Below are 16046 nucleotides of genomic sequence, written 5' to 3' on the forward strand. Positions count from 1 at the left end.
ATTTGAGGAGAGGATAGCGCGGGGGCGTCCGGTTGCAAATCGCTACGGTTCAGCCTGCGGCAGAAGGCCCTGCGTTCGGCAGCGTTGCGGGAGAGTCAGGGGGGAGTTGCCCGTTTGCCTGCGAGAGTTGGAAAACGGGCAATTCTCCGGATTATCGCATCAGAACAAGCTCTTCCGCCATTGACGGGTGCAAAGCCACCGTCGCATCAAAGTCAGCCTTGGTCAGCCCCGCCTTCACCGCAATCGCCGCCGCCTGAAGGATCTCCGGGCTGTCCGGCCCGATCATGTGAATGCCCAGCACCTTCTCGGTCGAGGCATCGACGATCATCTTGTAAAGCCCGCGCTCAGGCCGATGCCCGAAGATGTTCTTCATCGGGCGGAAGTCGGACGAGTAGACCTTGATATTGCTGCCAAATGCTTGACGCGCCTGACTTTCTGTCAGGCCCACGCCCGCCAGCGGCGGCTGCGAAAACACCGCGCTGGGGATGGCATCATAGCTCACCGCAGTGTCCTTCCCGCCGAACACGCGGTCGGCAAAGGCCTGGCCCTCGCGGATCGCGATAGGCGTAAGCTGCACGCGGTTCGTTACGTCACCCACGGCATAGATGCTGTCGCACGCAGTCCTGCCATGATCGTCGACCGGAATCTCGCCCGTCGAACCCAATGTAATTCCGGCGTTTTCCAGGCCAAGGCCATCGGTCTTGGGCCGACGGCCAGTCGCCACCAGCACCACGTCGGCGTGGATCGGATCGGGTTGCTTGCCGACATAGACGTCGAACGATCCATCGTCCCGCTTCTCCACCCGATCGAACGGACAATTGAACTTGTATTCGATCCCGCGGGCCATGGTGATCTGGAGCAGGCGGTCCCGGAGGGATTCATCGTACCCGCGCAGGATCGTCTCGCTGCGATTGACCACCGTTACGTGACAGCCCAGCGCATTGAAAATCCCGGCGAATTCCATCGCGATATAGCCAGCGCCAGAGATTACGACGCTCTTGGGTAACTGCTCGAGATGGAAAACCTCGTTCGAGGTAATGCAGTGCTCGCTACCCGGAAATTCGGGCATCACCGGCCAGGCGCCGGTTGCGATCAGGATGTACTTCGCGCTGATCTCCTTGCCCGAGGCCAGCCGCACGCTGTGCGGCCCCGCCACCTCTGCGCGCTCAAGGAAGCGTTCGACCTTGTTGGTCTCCAGCGTGTTGGTGTAGGCCGTGTTGAGCCGGTCGACATCCCTGAGCACAGCGTCACGTAACGTCGGCCAGTCGAACGTCATCTTCTCGACTGTCCAGCCGTAGTTGGCCGCGTCCTGCAGTTCCTCGGCGAAATGCGATCCATAGACCAGCAGCTTCTTGGGCACGCAGCCGCGGATCACGCAGGTGCCGCCGACGCGGTATTCCTCAGCCACCGCCACCCGCGCGCCATGGCTCGCGGCAATGCGGCTGGCGCGCACACCGCCCGATCCTGCACCAATCACGAAGAGATCGTAGTCGAAGTCCTGCCCGGAAACCTGCTCAGCCATATGCACTCCTGTTGGTGAAGCGCATATGGCCTCTGGTCTTGGCCAAGACCAGAGGCATTTAGGCGATATTGTTAGCCTTGCAAACTATCAGCCGCCAATTCCTGCAGCGGAGAGAAGTGCTTCCGTCGACGGATCGAAGCCAGCACCGCCGCCAGCCTCGATCTGCTTCGCAATCGCCTTGCCCAGCTCGACGCCGAACTGGTCGAACGGGTTGATTCCCAGCATTGCGGCCGAAACGAACGTGCGGTGCTCGTGGAACGCGATCAGCGCGCCCAGCGTGGCAGGGTTCAGGTCATCGCACAGGATCGTCGCCGAAGGCCGGTCGCCGGGATAGGCACGGGCACCGTCGTCAGACGCCTTGCCCGCCATCAGCGCCGCCCCTTGGGCAAAGCAGTTCGACAGGAGAATCTCATGGTGGGCCGGGTCAAGATCGTGACCAGGCGTTTTCACGGCGAGGAAGTCCACCGGGATCAAGTGCGTGCCCTGATGGAGCAGCTGAAACACCGCATGCTGCGCATCGGTGCCGACGCCGCCCCACGTTACCGGCGCGCTGGCGCGGGTCAGAGGAGAGCCATCGGCGAGCACGCTCTTGCCGTTCGATTCCATTTCGAGTTGCTGGAGATAGTCGGGCAGCAGCTTCAGCCGCTCGTCATAGGCGAATACCGCGCGCGTCTGGCAGCCTCGAACCTGCGTGTAATAAAGGTCGGCGAAGGCCGCGCGCACCACGATGTTCTCGGCAAGGTCGGCGTCGATGAAGTGCCGGTCGATCGCTGCAGCGCCATCGAGGAACTCGGCAAAGCCTTCCCAGCCCAGCGCCATGGCCACCGGGAAGCCGATCGATGACCACAGCGAATAGCGTCCACCCACCGTTTCCGAAAACGGCAGTACGCGGGTTTCATCCACGCCCCATTCGACTGCCTTTTCGGGAGATGCAGTGAGCGCAATCACGCGTCCGTAGGGATCGGCGACACCGCCCTCACGCAACCACTCCAGCGCCGAATGCGCATTGGTCATGGTCTCGGTCGTCGTGAAAGTCTTTGAGGCTACGGCAATCAGCGTCGTCTCGGGATCGCAGGCCTTGATCGCAGCCTCAAGGGCGCAGCCGTCGATGTTGGAAACGACATGAACGGCAACCTTCGCCCCTTCGCGGGTCAGAGCATCGATTGCCAGCGCCGGCCCAAGCGCCGATCCCCCGATGCCGATGTGGATCAGGCTCTTCACTTCGCCGAGCGCGCCTTCATGGATCGCTTCGACGAGCATCCGCATCCGGGCATGCAACGCCTCGGCCTCCTCGACACTGGTGTCCTTGCCGACCCCGCGTTGCGCGGTGTGCTCGGCAGCGCGGCCTTCGGTGTTGTTGATCTTTTCGCCCGCAATCAGCGCATCGCGCTGCCCCTCAAGGTCCATCGCGGCTGCAACCGAGCCGAACAAGGCTTCGACTTCCGGCGAAAGGTGCGTCTTGGACCAGTCGAAGATCACCGGGCCGCCGGGCAGATCCAGCGTGGTCGAATAGCGTGTTAGCCGCGCGGCGTCGGAAAACAGAGTCTTCAGGGTTGGCCGCGGCAACTTCTCCAGTGCCGTCCAAAATTGCTGTGCGTCGCCTTCCGACATGTCCAACCTCATCCTTTCGCAACTGCGTAATGGCCCTAATGCCCTCTCGGGGACGCCGCGCCAAGCGCGCTGTTCATCGCCGCGCAAGCTGCGCAGACGTATTTCGCCGCTGTATTATACAAACAACACACTTGACGAAGGGCCTTGCTGGCAACATGACCGCGACGATGAACGACACGCCCGAAGCCAGCAGCCCCACTCCGGTAGAGCCGGCCGCGCCCGCACCTGCACCGGCCAAACCGAAGAAGGAAAAGAAGGAGGACAGCTTCCCTGTCTTCCTGATCAAGCTGGTGATCGTCGTCGCGATCTTCCGCAGCTTTATCTTCTCGCCGTTCAACATCCCGTCGGAATCGATGTTGCCGCGGCTCGAGAATGGTGACTATCTCCTCGCCGCCAAATGGCCCTACGGCTACAGCAGCTACTCGCTGCCGTTCAGCGCGCCCCTGCTGCCCAAGCGCATTTTCGCCAGTCAGCCAGAACGTGGCGATATTGCCATCTTCAAGGCGCCTCCCGGCAATGATGTCGACTACATCAAGCGCGTGATCGGCCTGCCCGGCGATACCGTACAGATGATCGACGGCGTGCTGCACCTGAACGGACAGGCCGTGCCGAAGGTGAAGGTCGAGGATTTCGTCATCCCCGTCAGCCCCAACACCGATTGCCTCTCGGCCGAATTTGTCGTGACCGAAGCTGATGGCAGCCAGACCTGCCATTACCCGCAATTCCGCGAGACGCTGCCGAACGGCAAGAGCTACAACGTGCTCGACCTTGGCCAGCGTGATGCCGACAATACCGTGCCGGTCGTGGTGCCAGAGGGCCAGTTGTTCATGATGGGCGACAACCGCGACAACTCAATGGACAGCCGCTTCCCGGCAATGGAAGGCGGCGGCATCGGCCTTGTCCCTCAGGAGAACCTCGTTGGCCGCGCGACGGTGATGATGTGGTCCACCGATGGCAGCGCCAACTGGTTCCTGCCCTGGACCTGGTTCACCGCGGCGCGCTGGAACCGCATCGGGGGCACGTTCTGAGCGCGCTGCCGCCTGAAACGCTGGGCTACCTTGCGGACCTTACCGGGGGGGCACCGACACTCGTCGATCTGTGGACCGAAGCCCTCACCCATGGCTCGATGGGCGAGGCACGCGATTACCAGCGCCTGGAGTTTCTTGGCGACAGGGTGCTGGGCCTTGCCATTGCCGAGTGGCTGCATGAAAAGAGCGATGCCGCCGAAGGCAAGCTCTCGCAGCGGCTCAACGCCCTGGTCAGCCGCGAAACCTGCGCCGATGTTGCACGCCATATTGCCCTCCCCAGCCACATCCGGCTCGGCAAGCAGGCGCGCGATGATGGCGGGACGCAGAGCGACAACATCCTGGGCGACGTGATGGAAGCGCTGATCGGCGCTCTCTTCGTCGAACGCGGGTTCGATGCCGCACGCGCTTTCGTGCGCAGGGTGTGGGACAAGCCTATGGCCACAGGGACCGGCCAGCGCAAGCATCCCAAGGCTGCTCTGCAGGAATGGGCAGCAGGCAACCGCCGCAAGCCCCCGGTCTACACTCTGGTCGCGCGCGAAGGACCCGATCATGCGGCCCGGTTCACGGTCTCGGTCGAAGTGAAGGGCGTCGGCACGGCCAGCGCCACCGGCAGCAGCAAGCAGGAGGCCGAAACCTCCGCCGCCCGCGCCTTCATGCAGGATTTCGGCTAAATCTAGCGGCGCGCGCCCATTTGGCCTAAGATGGCCGCAACTCTTCTGAAGAACTGGAATAATGACCGAAAAATGTGGCCTCGTGGCCGTCCTCGGCGCACCTAACGCCGGCAAGTCGACCCTCGTCAACGCCCTCGTCGGCCAGAAAGTGGCGATCGTATCACCCAAGGCACAGACCACGCGCGCGCGCCTCATGGGCATTGCGCTGAAGGATATCGGCGAGGACAAGGCGCAGATCATCCTGGCCGATACGCCCGGCCTGTTTGAACCCCGTCGCCGCCTCGACCGTGCAATGGTCAGCGCGGCATGGGACGGCGCGCAGGAAGCCGACGCGATCCTGCTGCTGGTCGACGCGCGCAAGAAGAAACGCGACTATCTCGAACCCATTCTCGAAACACTCAAAGGGCGACCGGAACGCAAGCTCCTGGTGCTGAACAAGGTGGACTCCACGCCAAAGGAACCGCTTCTGGTCATGGCCGAGGCACTGACCCAGGAAGCCGAGTTCGACGAGGTGTTCTTCGTCTCCGCGCTCACCGGCGATGGCGTGCCCGAACTCAAGCAGCGCCTTGCCGCACTCATGCCCGAAGGCGCCTGGCATTATCCCGAAGACCAGGTGTCGGATGCCAGCGAACGCCTGATGGCTGCAGAGATCACCCGCGAGCAGCTCTATCGCCAGCTTCACGACGAGCTGCCCTATGACAGCACCGTGCGGCCGGAGAAGTATATCCAGCGAAAGGATGGCTCGGTAGAGATCCACCAGCAGATCGTGATCGCCCGCGAAACCCAGCGCGCGATCGTGCTGGGCAAGGGCGGCGCGAAGATCAAGGCGATCGGTGAAGCGGCGCGCAAGGAACTGGCACAACTGCTAGACACCAAGGTGCATCTCTTCCTTCACGTGAAGGTCGACGAGCGTTGGGCCGACGCCAAGGAAATCTACGAGGAAATCGGACTCGAATGGGTAAAGTGATGCGGCTTGCTCTTGCAGCGCTTGCGCTTGTTGCCACCCCAGCTCTTGCCGGACCCGCCCCGCTTCCGGAAGGCGCGCAGTATGTGGCGCTGGGCAGTTCTTTCGCGGCCGGCCCGGGCGTTGGCCCCAACACGCCCGGCACGCCGGATCGCTGTGGCCGGGGAACCCTGAACTATCCTAACCTGCTGGCGACAAGGCTGAAGCTTTCGCTGGTTGACGCCACTTGCAGCGGCGCAACAACCGAACACGTCCTCGGCCCATGGAAGGAAATACCGGCGCAGATCGAGAGCGTTACCGCCGATGTCCGGCTTGTCACTGTAACCATCGGCGGCAACGACGTGAACTTCGTCGGCAACATCTTTGCCGCAGCGTGCGAGCTGATGCCGACACCGGATGCGCGCTGCCAGAAGTGGCGCGACATCGGCGAGGACGTGTGGAAGGCCGACGAGGAGCGCATGCGCCGCATCGTCCGCGAAGTGCGCCAGCGGGCTCCGGAAGCACGCGTTGTCTTCGTCGACTACATCACTGTCCTGCCTCCTAGGGGTACATGCGCCTCCCTTCCGATCAGTGTCGAGCGGATGAACCAGAGCCGCCACGCGGCGAAGCGTCTCGCCAAGCTGACTGCCAAGGTCGCGCGTGAGGAAGGCGCCGAACTCTTCCGTTTCTCTGCGATGTCGAAAGATCACGCACCCTGCTCGGCCCATCCCTGGAGCAACGGCCTCAATGCGCCGTCGGGGGACGGCATCCCGATCCATCCCAACCGCGCCGGTCATGAGGCCGCAGCTGAGGGTCTGGCCCGGTTTCTGCGCTGACCGGCGATCGTTACTAACGGTTCGTCGGCCGCACAGGGCAGTTTGTCGCCGTTCTCTGGCTTTGTTGCACTGCAGCACGGAATTGACATCGACAATTGACGTTTGCCCCCTAGCGTCGCCCGCGCGAAGGGAACGGGCAGCTCGCCCGTTAACGTCCCGGGTGCAATGGTGGACGGAGTGCGAGCATGAACGAAACTGGCGGCGTTTTGGCAGCGGCCACAGTAGGCGCGCTGCCCGGCCGGTCTTTGCCATCCGCCATCAGGAACTTGCGCAGGCCCAAGGTATTGCCCGCCTGGCTGCTAGAGGCCGCCGGGTTCGCCCTGATCTTCATGGTCACGCGCAGTTTCCTCTTCGGCAATCCGGTGGTCCATATCGACGAGCAGTTCTACCTGTTCGTCGCGGAACGCATGCGCGATGGGGCGGTGCCCTATGTCGACATCTGGGACCGCAAGCCGATCGGCCTCTTCCTGCTTTACGAAGCGCTGGCTTCGCTACCGTTCGATCCTGTGATTGCCTATCAGGTCGGCGCAGGCATCAGCTTCACGCTGACGGCCATGGTCCTGACCCGGTTGGCGCGCGAAATTGCCTCTCCAAGGGCCGCGTGGCAGGCTGGTGCCGCCTACGTCCTGTTCATGCCGATCTTCAATGCCGGCATGGGACAGGCGCCGGTCTTCTACAACCTGCTCGTCGCCATGGCGGCATGGGGTGTGGTCGACAGCGTCAAGCGCCCTGAGCACCCCCCGCTGATCTGGCGGGGCTGCCTCGTCATGCTGCTTCTGGGGCTTGCCATCCAGATCAAGTACACGGTGATATTCGAAGGTGCCGCGTTCGGCCTGATCCTGCTGGCGCGCGGCTTTGCCGATGTCTGGTCGTTCAAGCGCCTGGCTGCAACCGGCCTGCTCTGGATTGGCGTCGCACTCTTGCCGACGCTTGCCGCGATGGCCTGGTATGCCGGAATCGGACAGCTCGATGCCTTCATCTATGCAAATTTCGTCTCGATCTTCGATCGCGGCTCGGATGGCTGGGTCTCGTACTGGCGCCTGCTCAAGGAAGTCGTGGTCCTGACGCCGTTCTGGCTGGCGATCTTCAGAGCACCCAGGATGTTCGATACGTTGGCCGGGGCCAACCTGGTCAGCCACCGCGTGCTCGCTCTCTGGGGTATGGCAGCCTGCACCGGGTTTCTCGCTTTCGGCACGTGGTACGACCATTACGTATCGCCCGTGCTCATGCCGCTTGCGGTCCTGGCCGCTCCGGCCTTAGCGCGTGCGACGCCAGGTGAGCGGTGGTATGGCCGCCTGCTGCTCGGATTTGGCGCAATCGCTGGCGTGGTGGTGATGCTCTATCAGCTTAATCAGCACGGAACTTCCAGGCAGTACCAGGCGATGAACGCGGCAATCGCCCAGGAACTGCACGCGGGCTGCCTATATATCTACGAAGGCGAGATGGCGTTCTATCGGACGACCAACACCTGCCTGCCGACACGGTGGATCTTCCCCAACCACCTCAATACCTATGTCGAAGCCCCCGCAATCGGGGTCGATCCTTCCGCCGAACTCGCGCAAATCCTGGCCAGCAAGCCCGGCGTGATCGTGATGCGCGGCCTGAACAAGAAGCTTTACCTGCCGAACATGGACACGCGGCGCATGATTCAGGCGGAACTCGCCCGCAATTATGAACGCTATGCCCGTGTACCTTTGGGCAACAAGGAATACTGGCTCTACCGGCCGCGCCGTTAGACGCGACCGGTAGAAAGCTTACTAGGGGCTTTTCGCAACCTTCTTCGCCGCTGGCTTCTTCGCCGCTGGCTTCTTGGCCGCTTCCTTTTTCGGCGCGTCCTTCTTTGGGGCCGCCTTCTTGGCCGGTGCCTTCTTCGCGCCCTTCTTGCCCTTGGCCGGGCCCTTGGCAGCCCGCTCGTCGATCAGGGTGATCGCCTCTTCCAGCGTCAGGGCTTCGGGCTGCTTGTCCTTCGGCAAAGTCGCATTGGTGGTGCCATCGGTGACATAGGGACCATAGCGCCCCGCCATCAGCTTGATCTCACCGCCAGACGTCGGGTGTGCACCAAAAACCTTGAGAGGTTCGGCTGCCGTCCGGCCCCCACGCGCACCCGCGCCCGCTGCTGCCGCAGCGAGATGCATGACGGCAGCATTCATTCCGGTCTCGAACACCTCGCTGGTCGATTTAAGGCGCGCGTACTTTCCGTCATGGGCAAGATAAGGACCGTACCGACCGATGCTGGCCGTGATCGGTTTGCCGGATTCCGGATGCGTCCCGACCTCGCGCGGCAGCGACAGCAGCTTCAGCGCCCACTCCAGATCGAGTTCGCCAATGTCCTTGGGGATCGACGCACGCTTGGCCTCCTTGCCCTCACCCAACTGGATGTAGGGACCGAAGCGGCCAGCCTTGCGCACGACTTCAAGTCCGGTCTCAGGATCCTTGCCCAGAACGCCGTCCTCGCCACCGTCACCGTCTGATCCGCCGGGCTGCGCAAACTTGCGGGTGTACTTGCACTCCGGATAGTTCGAGCAGGCGACGAACGCCCCGTAACGTCCACCGCGCAGCGAAAGGCGTCCCGCCTCGCACTTGGGACAAAGCCGCGGATCGCTGCCGTCCTCGCGCGGCGGGAAGAGATAATCGGACAGGAATTCGTCCAGCTCGGCCGTCACCTCGCTCGGCTTCTTCTCCATCACCTCGTCGGACTTGGGCTTGAAGTCGCGCCAGAACTCGGCAAGCACCTTCTTCCATTCGGCACGCCCGCCCGACACATCGTCAAGCTCCTCTTCCATGCCCGCAGTGAACTCGTAAGCCACGTAGCGGGTGAAGAAGCGTTCAAGAAACGATGTCAAAAGTCGGCCCGATTCCTCTGCGAAGAAACGGTTTTTCTCGGTCCGAACGTAGTTCCGGTCCTTGAGCACCTGCAGCGTCGCGGCATACGTCGAGGGCCGGCCAATGCCCAGTTCCTCCAGGCGCTTCACCAGGCTGGCTTCCGAATAGCGCGGCGGCGGCTGGGTAAAGTGCTGCGTTGCATCGACACCGCGCTTGGCCGGCGTGTCGCCCTTGTTGAGCGAAGGCAGCAGGCTCCCATCCTCGTCATCGCCATCGGCCTTCTGGTCGCGGCCTTCTTCGTAGACAGCAAGGAAGCCGGGGAACTTCACCACCTGCCCGGTCGCGCGCAGCTCGTGCTTGCCGGTCCCGTCGCGCATCGTCACGCTGGTGCGTTCGATGCTGGCAGAGGCCATCTGGCTCGCCATCGCCCGCTTGTAGATCAGGTCGTAAAGGCGCGCCTCGTCGCCCGAACCATAGCGATCCTTCGAGAAGTCGGTTGGTCGGATGGCTTCATGCGCTTCCTGAGCATTCTTCGCCTTCGTCTCGTAATGACGGGGTTTTTCGGGGAGGTAATGCCCGTCATACCGGTCTGAGATAGCCTTGCGCGCCGCCGAAATGGCGCTCGGGTCCATCTGCACGCCATCGGTACGCATGTAGGTGATCGCTCCCGCTTCATACAGCGTCTGCGCCACACGCATGGTGTGGCTGGCCGAGAAGCCAAGCTTGCGCGCGGCTTCCTGCTGCAACGTCGAAGTGGTGAACGGCGGATAGGGGTTGCGGCGCGTAGGCTTTGTCTCGACGTCCTCGACGCGGAACGTGCCAGCCTCGACCACGGCCTTGGCCTTCATCGCGGCTCCTTCGTCCCCCAACGTCAGCTTGTCGAGCTTCTGGCCATCGAACTTGACCAGCCGCGCGGCAAATTCGGTTCCGCCCTGCTCAAGCCGGGCAATGACCGACCAGTATTCCTGCGCCTTGAAAACCTCGATCTCGCGCTCGCGCTCGACGATGAGGCGCAGGGCCACCGACTGCACGCGCCCGGCCGACTTCGCGCCGGGCAGCTTGCGCCACAGCACCGGCGAAAGCGTGAAGCCGAACAGGTAATCGAGCGCGCGGCGGGCGAGGTAGGCATCGATCAGGTCCTGGTCGAGCTCGCGCGGACGCTTCATCGCATCGGTCACCGTCTGCTTGGTGATCGCGTTGAAGGTGACTCGCTCCACTTCCTTCGGAAGTGCCTTACGTTTCTTCAGCAACTCCCTGACATGCCAGGAAATTGCCTCGCCTTCACGATCAGGGTCGGTCGCCAGGATGAGGCGATCGGCATCCTTGGCCGCATCGGTGATGGCTTTCACGCGGGATTGCTTGTCCCCGTAGAGTTCCCAGTCCATCGCAAAGTCCTCGTCGGGACGGACAGAACCATCCTTTACCGGAAGATCGCGGATATGACCGTAGGAGGCGAGAACCTTGAAGCCGGGGCCGAGGTACTTCTCGATGGTCTTGGCCTTGGCCGGGGATTCAACAATGACAAGCTGCATGGCGATGAAAAGCAGTCCTTACGTGTACGTACGCGCGAGGGTGGGGATTGGCTTCGCGGTTCGTCAAGCGGATGGTTGGGCAAGGCTCAGGACATTAGGCTTACCCGCCCTGCTGCGTGACGGACCAGCCTGCCCGCCAGTTCCAGTTCGAGCAATGCCATTTGGACGGCCCCGGCGCTGGCACCGCTCTGGCGGATGAGTTCATCAACCGCCACCGGGGCAAGTGTCAGCATCGCTGCAATGTCGGCCCTGTCATCGTCCAGGGGGTTGTCGTAATCGGGCGCGTGTTCGCGGAAGCTCGAACGCGGCTGTCCGGTAAAGCCGACCAGCAGTTCCACCACATCCTCAGGCCTTTGCACCAGAATGGCCCCTTCCCGGATCAGCTGGTTGCAGCCGTGCGAACGGCTGTCCAGCGGTGATCCGGGAATGGCCATGACCTCGCGTCCCGCCTCTGCCGCCAGTCGCGCCGTGATCAACGATCCGGATTTCGGCGCGGCTTCCACCACCAGTGTCCCGGTGGCCAGCCCGGCGATGATGCGATTGCGATGCGGAAAGTGGCGGGCGAGCGGTTCGGTGCCCGGCGGCATTTCCGCGATGAGCAGCCCCTCACAGGCCACCTGTTCCTGCAGCTCGGCGTTCTCGGGCGGATAGCTGATGTCGATCCCGCTGGCGATCACGCCGACCGTACCGCCGCCATGCTCCATGCCTGCCAGCGCGCCGCGATGGGCTGCCGCATCGATCCCGCGCGCCAGCCCGGAGATCACGGCGTACCCTTGCCCGGCCAGAGCAGTGGCAAAGTCGCGCGATAGCTTCACCGCGGCGGCCGAGGCATTGCGCGCCCCGACCACGGCAACCGAAGGCCGCTGCAGCAGCGCCACGTCTCCCCGGACCGTCAGGATTGGCGGGGGGCTTTCGAGCTCGGCCAACAGAACGGGATAATCCGGCCCGTCATGGAACAGGTAGCGGGCTCCGGCCTTGCGCACCGAAGCGATCTCGCGCTCAACACGGTCGATGGCAGCCGGACGGTAGGGCGCCCCGCCCCGCCCCGCCAGATCGGGCAAGGCCTCGAGTGCGGCACTCGCTGTGCCGAAGCGGCGCAGCAACTGGGTGTAGCTGACCGGTCCGATATTGGGCGAACGCAGCAGGCGGATGCGGGCGAAGGCCTCGTCGCGAGAGAGGGTGGCTTCAGCCGCCGCGCTCACTTCTTGCTGCCGACCCTGGGCTCTGTCCCGGCGCGGAGGCGGGCAATGTTCTCGCGGTGCAGAAACAGGACAAGCAGCGCCAGCAGCGCCAAGACCGGAACGTAGGCGGTGTAGCCCAGAAGCAACGCTGCAGCCGGAGCAGCCAGAGCGGCGCTCATCCCGCCCAGCGACGAGATGCGGCTGGCGAAGAGCACGCCGAGCCAGACCACTGCATAAGCAAGGCCGATAGGCCAGGCGAGCCCCAGCGACACGCCCATCATCGTCGCCACGCCCTTGCCGCCCTTGAACTTCAACCAGACCGGGAAGCAATGGCCGAGCACGGCGGCAAGCGCTGCCAGCGGCTCGCTTCCCGGCCAGAGATGGCGAGCCAGCAGCACCGCCGCCAGCCCCTTGCCCATGTCGAGCAGGAGCGTTGCTGCGGCGACGCCCTTCTTGCCGGTGCGCAGCACGTTCGTCGCCCCGATGTTCCCTGATCCGATGGCGCGCAGATCGCCACCCCCGGTCAATCGCGTAAGGACGAGGCCGAAAGGCACGGAGCCGAGCAGATAGCCGACGAGCAGGGGCATGAGCGTTTCCACCCCCCGCTCATATCCTGTCCCTCCACAAAAGCGAAAGAGGCCACTTTCCATTTTATCGCCATTCCCGATACAAGCCCGCCAGATGACCGCTTCTCCCCAACCCGATGCCGCCGCGCCGCTGCTCCTGTTCGATTCGGGCGTGGGCGGGCTTTCCGTGCTGAAAAAGGTGCGGAGCGTCCTGCCCGATGCGCCGGTGATCTATGTCGCCGACAATGCCGGTCTGCCCTATGGCGACAAGACCGAGGCCCAGATCGCGGCGCGGGTCTCCGGGCTGCTCGGCAGGCTGACCGAGCGCCTCCGCCCGAGGCTGGTGTGCATCGCTTGCAACACCGCTTCGACCATTGCGCTGGCCGCCGTGCGCGAGGTGCTGGAAGTGCCCATCGTCGGCACCGTGCCGGCGATCAAGCCCGCCGCGGCCATGACCAGAACCGGCGTCATCGGCCTGCTCGGCACGGCTGCCACGATCCGGCAGGCCTATGTCGATCGACTGGAGGCAGAGTTTGCCAGCGACAAGCTGCTCCTGCGCCATGGCGCGCCCGAACTGGTCGCTGCAGCCGAGGCCAAGCTGCGCGGCGAGACGGTCGATCCGGCCATCTACCGCCGCGCCGCACAAGCGCTGAAAGAGATGCCCGGCGGCGACCGGATCGATACCGTCGTGCTTGCCTGCACGCATTTTCCACTGGTGCAGGATGAACTTGCCGAGGCCTTCGGGCCTGGCGTTCAATTCGTGGATGGTTCGGATGGTATCGCCCGCCGCATTGCCTACCTGACGCAGGGCCAGTCATGGCATCGCGCCGGGCCGGATCTTGCCCTGTTCACCCGCGATGGCGAAGACGTGGCGGCCCTGCGTCAGGCTCTGGCGCGGCACGGGCTTGATCGGATAGAGACGTTTTGACGCAGGCACGACCGGGAGGACAGGCCTTGGGCAAGATTTCCAAGTTCATGATCGTGCTGCTGGCAGTTCTCGGCTTTGCCTATTACTGGCTTCTGGTGAACGCCGGGCCGCAAGTGCCGGCACGCAGGATTGACCTTGGTGCACTGCGCAAGGCGGCCGATGCCATGCCGGGCGGCAAGCCCACGGCCATCACCTTTGCCACAGTGGCAATGCGCGATGTTCCCGGTGCCGCGCTGGCTGCCGGCACGGGCCTGCGACAGATCACCAGCGCCATCACGGCATGGCGGATCGAGACTCCCGAAGGCAGCATCGTGATCGATCCGGGCATCTCGGAGGTCGACGCCCGCAGCATGGGCTTCGAGGTATACAGCCCGCGGGCTCAGCAGTTGGTGAACGGGTGGATGGATCGTGCCGCGATGATCCTGTTCACGCATGCGCACATCGATCATGTGGGTGGATTCCTCGATCACCCCCGCTTCAAGAGCATCGAAGGAAAAGCCGTCGTTTCCGAAGGCATGATGGGCAATATCAACGCACTCTGGCGCGAGAATGCCCGGCTGCTTCACGCCCCGCGCAAGTTCGCCGCGATCGAGGCAGTTGCCCCGGGCGTGGTGCTGATCCAGACGCCGGGGCACACTCCGGCCTCGGAAATGATCTACGTGCGTCTCGCCTCGGGCCGGGAATACATTTTCGCCGGAGACACCGCGTCGCTCGCCGCCAATGTCGAGATTCCAACGCCGCGTTCGCGCCTCCTGGCGGACTGGCTGGTGCCTGAGGACCGCTCCGCCGTCATGGGCTGGCTGAAGGGGTTGAAGGCTCTGAAGAAAGAGCATGAAGACCTCGTGATCGTCCCTTCCCACGACGCCGAATGGGTGATGGCCAAGGGGTCGGAGTACGGGATCACGCTTGCGCCGGAACTACGTAAGGCCAAGGCAATCAAATAGCTCCGACTTTCGGGCAGTTATGCCAAATGAGGCTGGCAATGCGTTTTGAACAGGCGTAGAAGCCGCCCATTCGCCGGTGGCCCAACGGGATCGGGCCTCGGGAGCGCGGATGCGCTTTCGTTGCAGGAAGGAGCGGCGGGGTGAATTACGATCAGGTTTTTGATTCTGCGATCGAGCGTTTGCACTCCGAAGGTCGCTACCGCGTCTTCATCGACATCCTGCGCAACAAGGGCGCCTATCCCAATGCGCGCTGCTTTGCCGGACACAATGGCCCGAAGCCGATCACGGTGTGGTGCTCGAACGATTACCTCGCCATGGGCCAGCACCCCAAGGTGATCGAGGCGATGGAAGAGGCGCTGCACAATGTCGGCGCCGGCTCGGGCGGCACGCGCAACATCGGTGGCAACACGCACTACCACATCCAGCTTGAGGAAGAGCTGGCCGACCTGCACGGCAAGGAAGGCGCGCTGCTGTTCACCTCGGGCTACGTCTCGAACGACGCCACGTTGTCCACTCTGGCCAAGATCCTGCCCGGCTGCGTGATCTTCTCGGACGAGCTGAACCACGCTTCGATGATCGCGGGCATCCGCAATTCGGGCGCGGAAAAGAAGGTGTTCCGTCACAACGACGTCGAGCATCTCGAACAGCTTCTGGCAGAGACGGACCCCGCCCTGCCCAAGCTGATCGCTTTCGAATCGGTCTATTCGATGGACGGTGACGTCGCCCCGATCCACGCGATCTGCGACCTTGCCGAGAAGTACAACGCATTGACCTACATCGATGAGGTCCACGCTGTCGGCATGTACGGTCCGCGCGGCGGCGGCATCACCGATCGTGACGAAGCTGCCCACCGCATCGACATCATCGAGGGTACGCTGGGCAAGGCCTTCGGCGTCATGGGCGGCTACATTGCGGCTGATCGCAAGATCATCGATGTGATCCGCTCCTATGCCCCCGGCTTCATCTTCACCACCTCGCTTTCGCCGGTGCTGGTCGCAGGCGTCCTCGCCTCGGTCCGCCACCTCAAGGCGTCGAGCGAGGAACGCGAAGGCCAGCAGGCCGCTGCAGCCTATCTGAAGAAGGCTTTTGCCGACGCGGGCCTTCCGGTCATGCCATCGACCACGCATATCGTGCCGCTGATGGTCGGCGATCCGGTCCGTGCCAAGAAGATCAGCGATATCCTGCTCGCCGAATACGGCGTCTACGTCCAACCGATCAACTTCCCCACCGTCCCCCGCGGCACGGAGCGCCTGCGCTTCACCCCCGGCCCTTCGCACACCGAGGCGATGATGGACGAGCTGACCGAGGCGCTGGTCGAGATCTGGCAGCGCATGGAAATGGAAATCCAGAAGGCGGCCTGATCTTTGCGCTTCTGCAAGTCAAAAAGCCCTCCCCAACCGGGAGGGCTTCTTCGTTGGGCTTGCCTTTCCTGCCCCCGACGCTAACCTTAACCGATCAATT

General features: G+C 63.4%; 13 protein-coding genes. 8 read left to right on the top strand and 5 right to left on the bottom strand.

Translation table 11 applies throughout. The features are described from left to right. Window positions 1–151: 151 nt before the first annotated feature. Together gorA and pgi are read right to left on the bottom strand one after the other, a co-directional pair. Complete coding sequence (gorA, locus tag AX703_RS01085; RefSeq protein WP_062342013.1) at window positions 152–1522, bottom strand: glutathione-disulfide reductase; 1371 nt, start codon at window positions 1520–1522, stop codon at window positions 152–154. Between the two features lie 87 nt (window positions 1523–1609). Further along, complete coding sequence (pgi, locus tag AX703_RS01090) at window positions 1610–3133, bottom strand: glucose-6-phosphate isomerase (RefSeq protein WP_062342015.1); 1524 nt, start codon at window positions 3131–3133, stop codon at window positions 1610–1612. A 155-nt stretch (window positions 3134–3288) separates the two neighbouring features. On the opposite strand from pgi, the gene lepB reads away from it, so the two are divergent. The 5 genes from lepB (at window position 3289) to AX703_RS01115 (ending at window position 8347) form a co-directional block, all read left to right on the top strand. Beyond that, entirely contained in the window at window positions 3289–4161 is an 873-nt protein-coding gene (gene lepB, locus AX703_RS01095) for a signal peptidase I (protein ID WP_231735297.1), read from the top strand. Beyond that, complete coding sequence (gene rnc, locus AX703_RS01100; protein WP_231735299.1) at window positions 4074–4832, top strand: ribonuclease III; 759 nt, start codon at window positions 4074–4076, stop codon at window positions 4830–4832. The genes lepB and rnc overlap by 88 nt, the downstream gene beginning before the upstream one ends. A 61-nt stretch (window positions 4833–4893) precedes the next feature. Then, window positions 4894–5799 carry a GTPase Era gene (era, locus tag AX703_RS01105; protein ID WP_062342017.1) on the top strand — a complete coding sequence of 302 codons (906 nt, stop codon included), beginning with the start codon at window positions 4894–4896 and terminating at the stop codon, window positions 5797–5799. After that, window positions 5787–6611 carry an SGNH/GDSL hydrolase family protein gene (locus AX703_RS01110; protein WP_082734335.1) on the top strand — a complete coding sequence of 275 codons (825 nt, stop codon included), beginning with the start codon at window positions 5787–5789 and terminating at the stop codon, window positions 6609–6611. Before era ends, AX703_RS01110 begins: the two co-directional genes overlap by 13 nt. Window positions 6612–6796: 185 nt before the next feature. Continuing rightward, the gene (locus AX703_RS01115; RefSeq protein ID WP_156451867.1) at window positions 6797–8347 is read left to right on the top strand and encodes a hypothetical protein; all 1551 of its coding nucleotides are present in this window, start codon (window positions 6797–6799) and stop codon (window positions 8345–8347) included. 21 nt (window positions 8348–8368) lie between these two features. Here AX703_RS01115 and topA read toward each other — a convergent pair whose 3' ends face one another. The 3 genes from topA to plsY form a co-directional block, all read right to left on the bottom strand. After that, on the bottom strand, window positions 8369–10966 hold the full coding sequence (topA, locus tag AX703_RS01120; protein ID WP_062342020.1) for a type I DNA topoisomerase: 2598 nt from the start codon (window positions 10964–10966) through the stop codon (window positions 8369–8371). Between the two features lie 86 nt (window positions 10967–11052). After that, on the bottom strand, window positions 11053–12168 hold the full coding sequence (dprA, locus tag AX703_RS01125; RefSeq protein ID WP_062342023.1) for a DNA-processing protein DprA: 1116 nt from the start codon (window positions 12166–12168) through the stop codon (window positions 11053–11055). Next, complete coding sequence (gene plsY, locus AX703_RS01130) at window positions 12165–12734, bottom strand: glycerol-3-phosphate 1-O-acyltransferase PlsY (protein WP_082734337.1); 570 nt, start codon at window positions 12732–12734, stop codon at window positions 12165–12167. The genes dprA and plsY overlap by 4 nt, the downstream gene beginning before the upstream one ends. Window positions 12735–12828: 94 nt before the next feature. Between plsY and murI the strand changes: the two genes are divergently transcribed. The 3 genes from murI to hemA all read left to right on the top strand — a co-directional run bounded on the left by murI (window position 12829) and on the right by hemA (window position 15946). Then, a complete protein-coding gene (murI, locus tag AX703_RS01135) occupies window positions 12829–13641 on the top strand; it encodes a glutamate racemase (RefSeq protein ID WP_062342027.1) in 813 nt (270 codons plus the stop codon). A gap of 26 nt (window positions 13642–13667) precedes the next feature. Beyond that, window positions 13668–14585 carry an MBL fold metallo-hydrolase gene (locus AX703_RS01140; RefSeq protein ID WP_062342029.1) on the top strand — a complete coding sequence of 306 codons (918 nt, stop codon included), beginning with the start codon at window positions 13668–13670 and terminating at the stop codon, window positions 14583–14585. Window positions 14586–14725: 140 nt separating this feature from the next. Then, window positions 14726–15946, top strand: a complete 1221-nt coding sequence (gene hemA / locus AX703_RS01145) for a 5-aminolevulinate synthase (RefSeq protein ID WP_039332033.1) — start codon at window positions 14726–14728, stop codon at window positions 15944–15946. The last annotated feature ends 100 nt before the right edge of the window (window positions 15947–16046 follow it).

The organism is Novosphingobium sp. CCH12-A3, assembly GCF_001556015.1.
Taxonomy (GTDB): Bacteria; Pseudomonadota; Alphaproteobacteria; order Sphingomonadales; family Sphingomonadaceae; genus Novosphingobium; species Novosphingobium subterraneum.

What these genes read in the sequence shown, in the direction of transcription:
- gorA (WP_062342013.1), bottom strand. Translation starts at nt 1,522, where the DNA reads ATGGCTGAGCAGGTTTCCGGGCAGGACTTCGACTACGATCTCTTCGTG.
- pgi (WP_062342015.1), bottom strand. Translation starts at nt 3,133, where the DNA reads ATGTCGGAAGGCGACGCACAGCAATTTTGGACGGCACTGGAGAAGTTG.
- lepB (WP_231735297.1), top strand. Translation starts at nt 3,289, where the DNA reads ATGACCGCGACGATGAACGACACGCCCGAAGCCAGCAGCCCCACTCCG.
- era (WP_062342017.1), top strand. Translation starts at nt 4,894, where the DNA reads ATGACCGAAAAATGTGGCCTCGTGGCCGTCCTCGGCGCACCTAACGCC.
- AX703_RS01110 (WP_082734335.1), top strand. Translation starts at nt 5,787, where the DNA reads ATGGGTAAAGTGATGCGGCTTGCTCTTGCAGCGCTTGCGCTTGTTGCC.
- AX703_RS01115 (WP_156451867.1), top strand. Translation starts at nt 6,797, where the DNA reads ATGAACGAAACTGGCGGCGTTTTGGCAGCGGCCACAGTAGGCGCGCTG.
- topA (WP_062342020.1), bottom strand. Translation starts at nt 10,966, where the DNA reads ATGCAGCTTGTCATTGTTGAATCCCCGGCCAAGGCCAAGACCATCGAG.
- plsY (WP_082734337.1), bottom strand. Translation starts at nt 12,734, where the DNA reads ATGCCCCTGCTCGTCGGCTATCTGCTCGGCTCCGTGCCTTTCGGCCTC.
- murI (WP_062342027.1), top strand. Translation starts at nt 12,829, where the DNA reads ATGACCGCTTCTCCCCAACCCGATGCCGCCGCGCCGCTGCTCCTGTTC.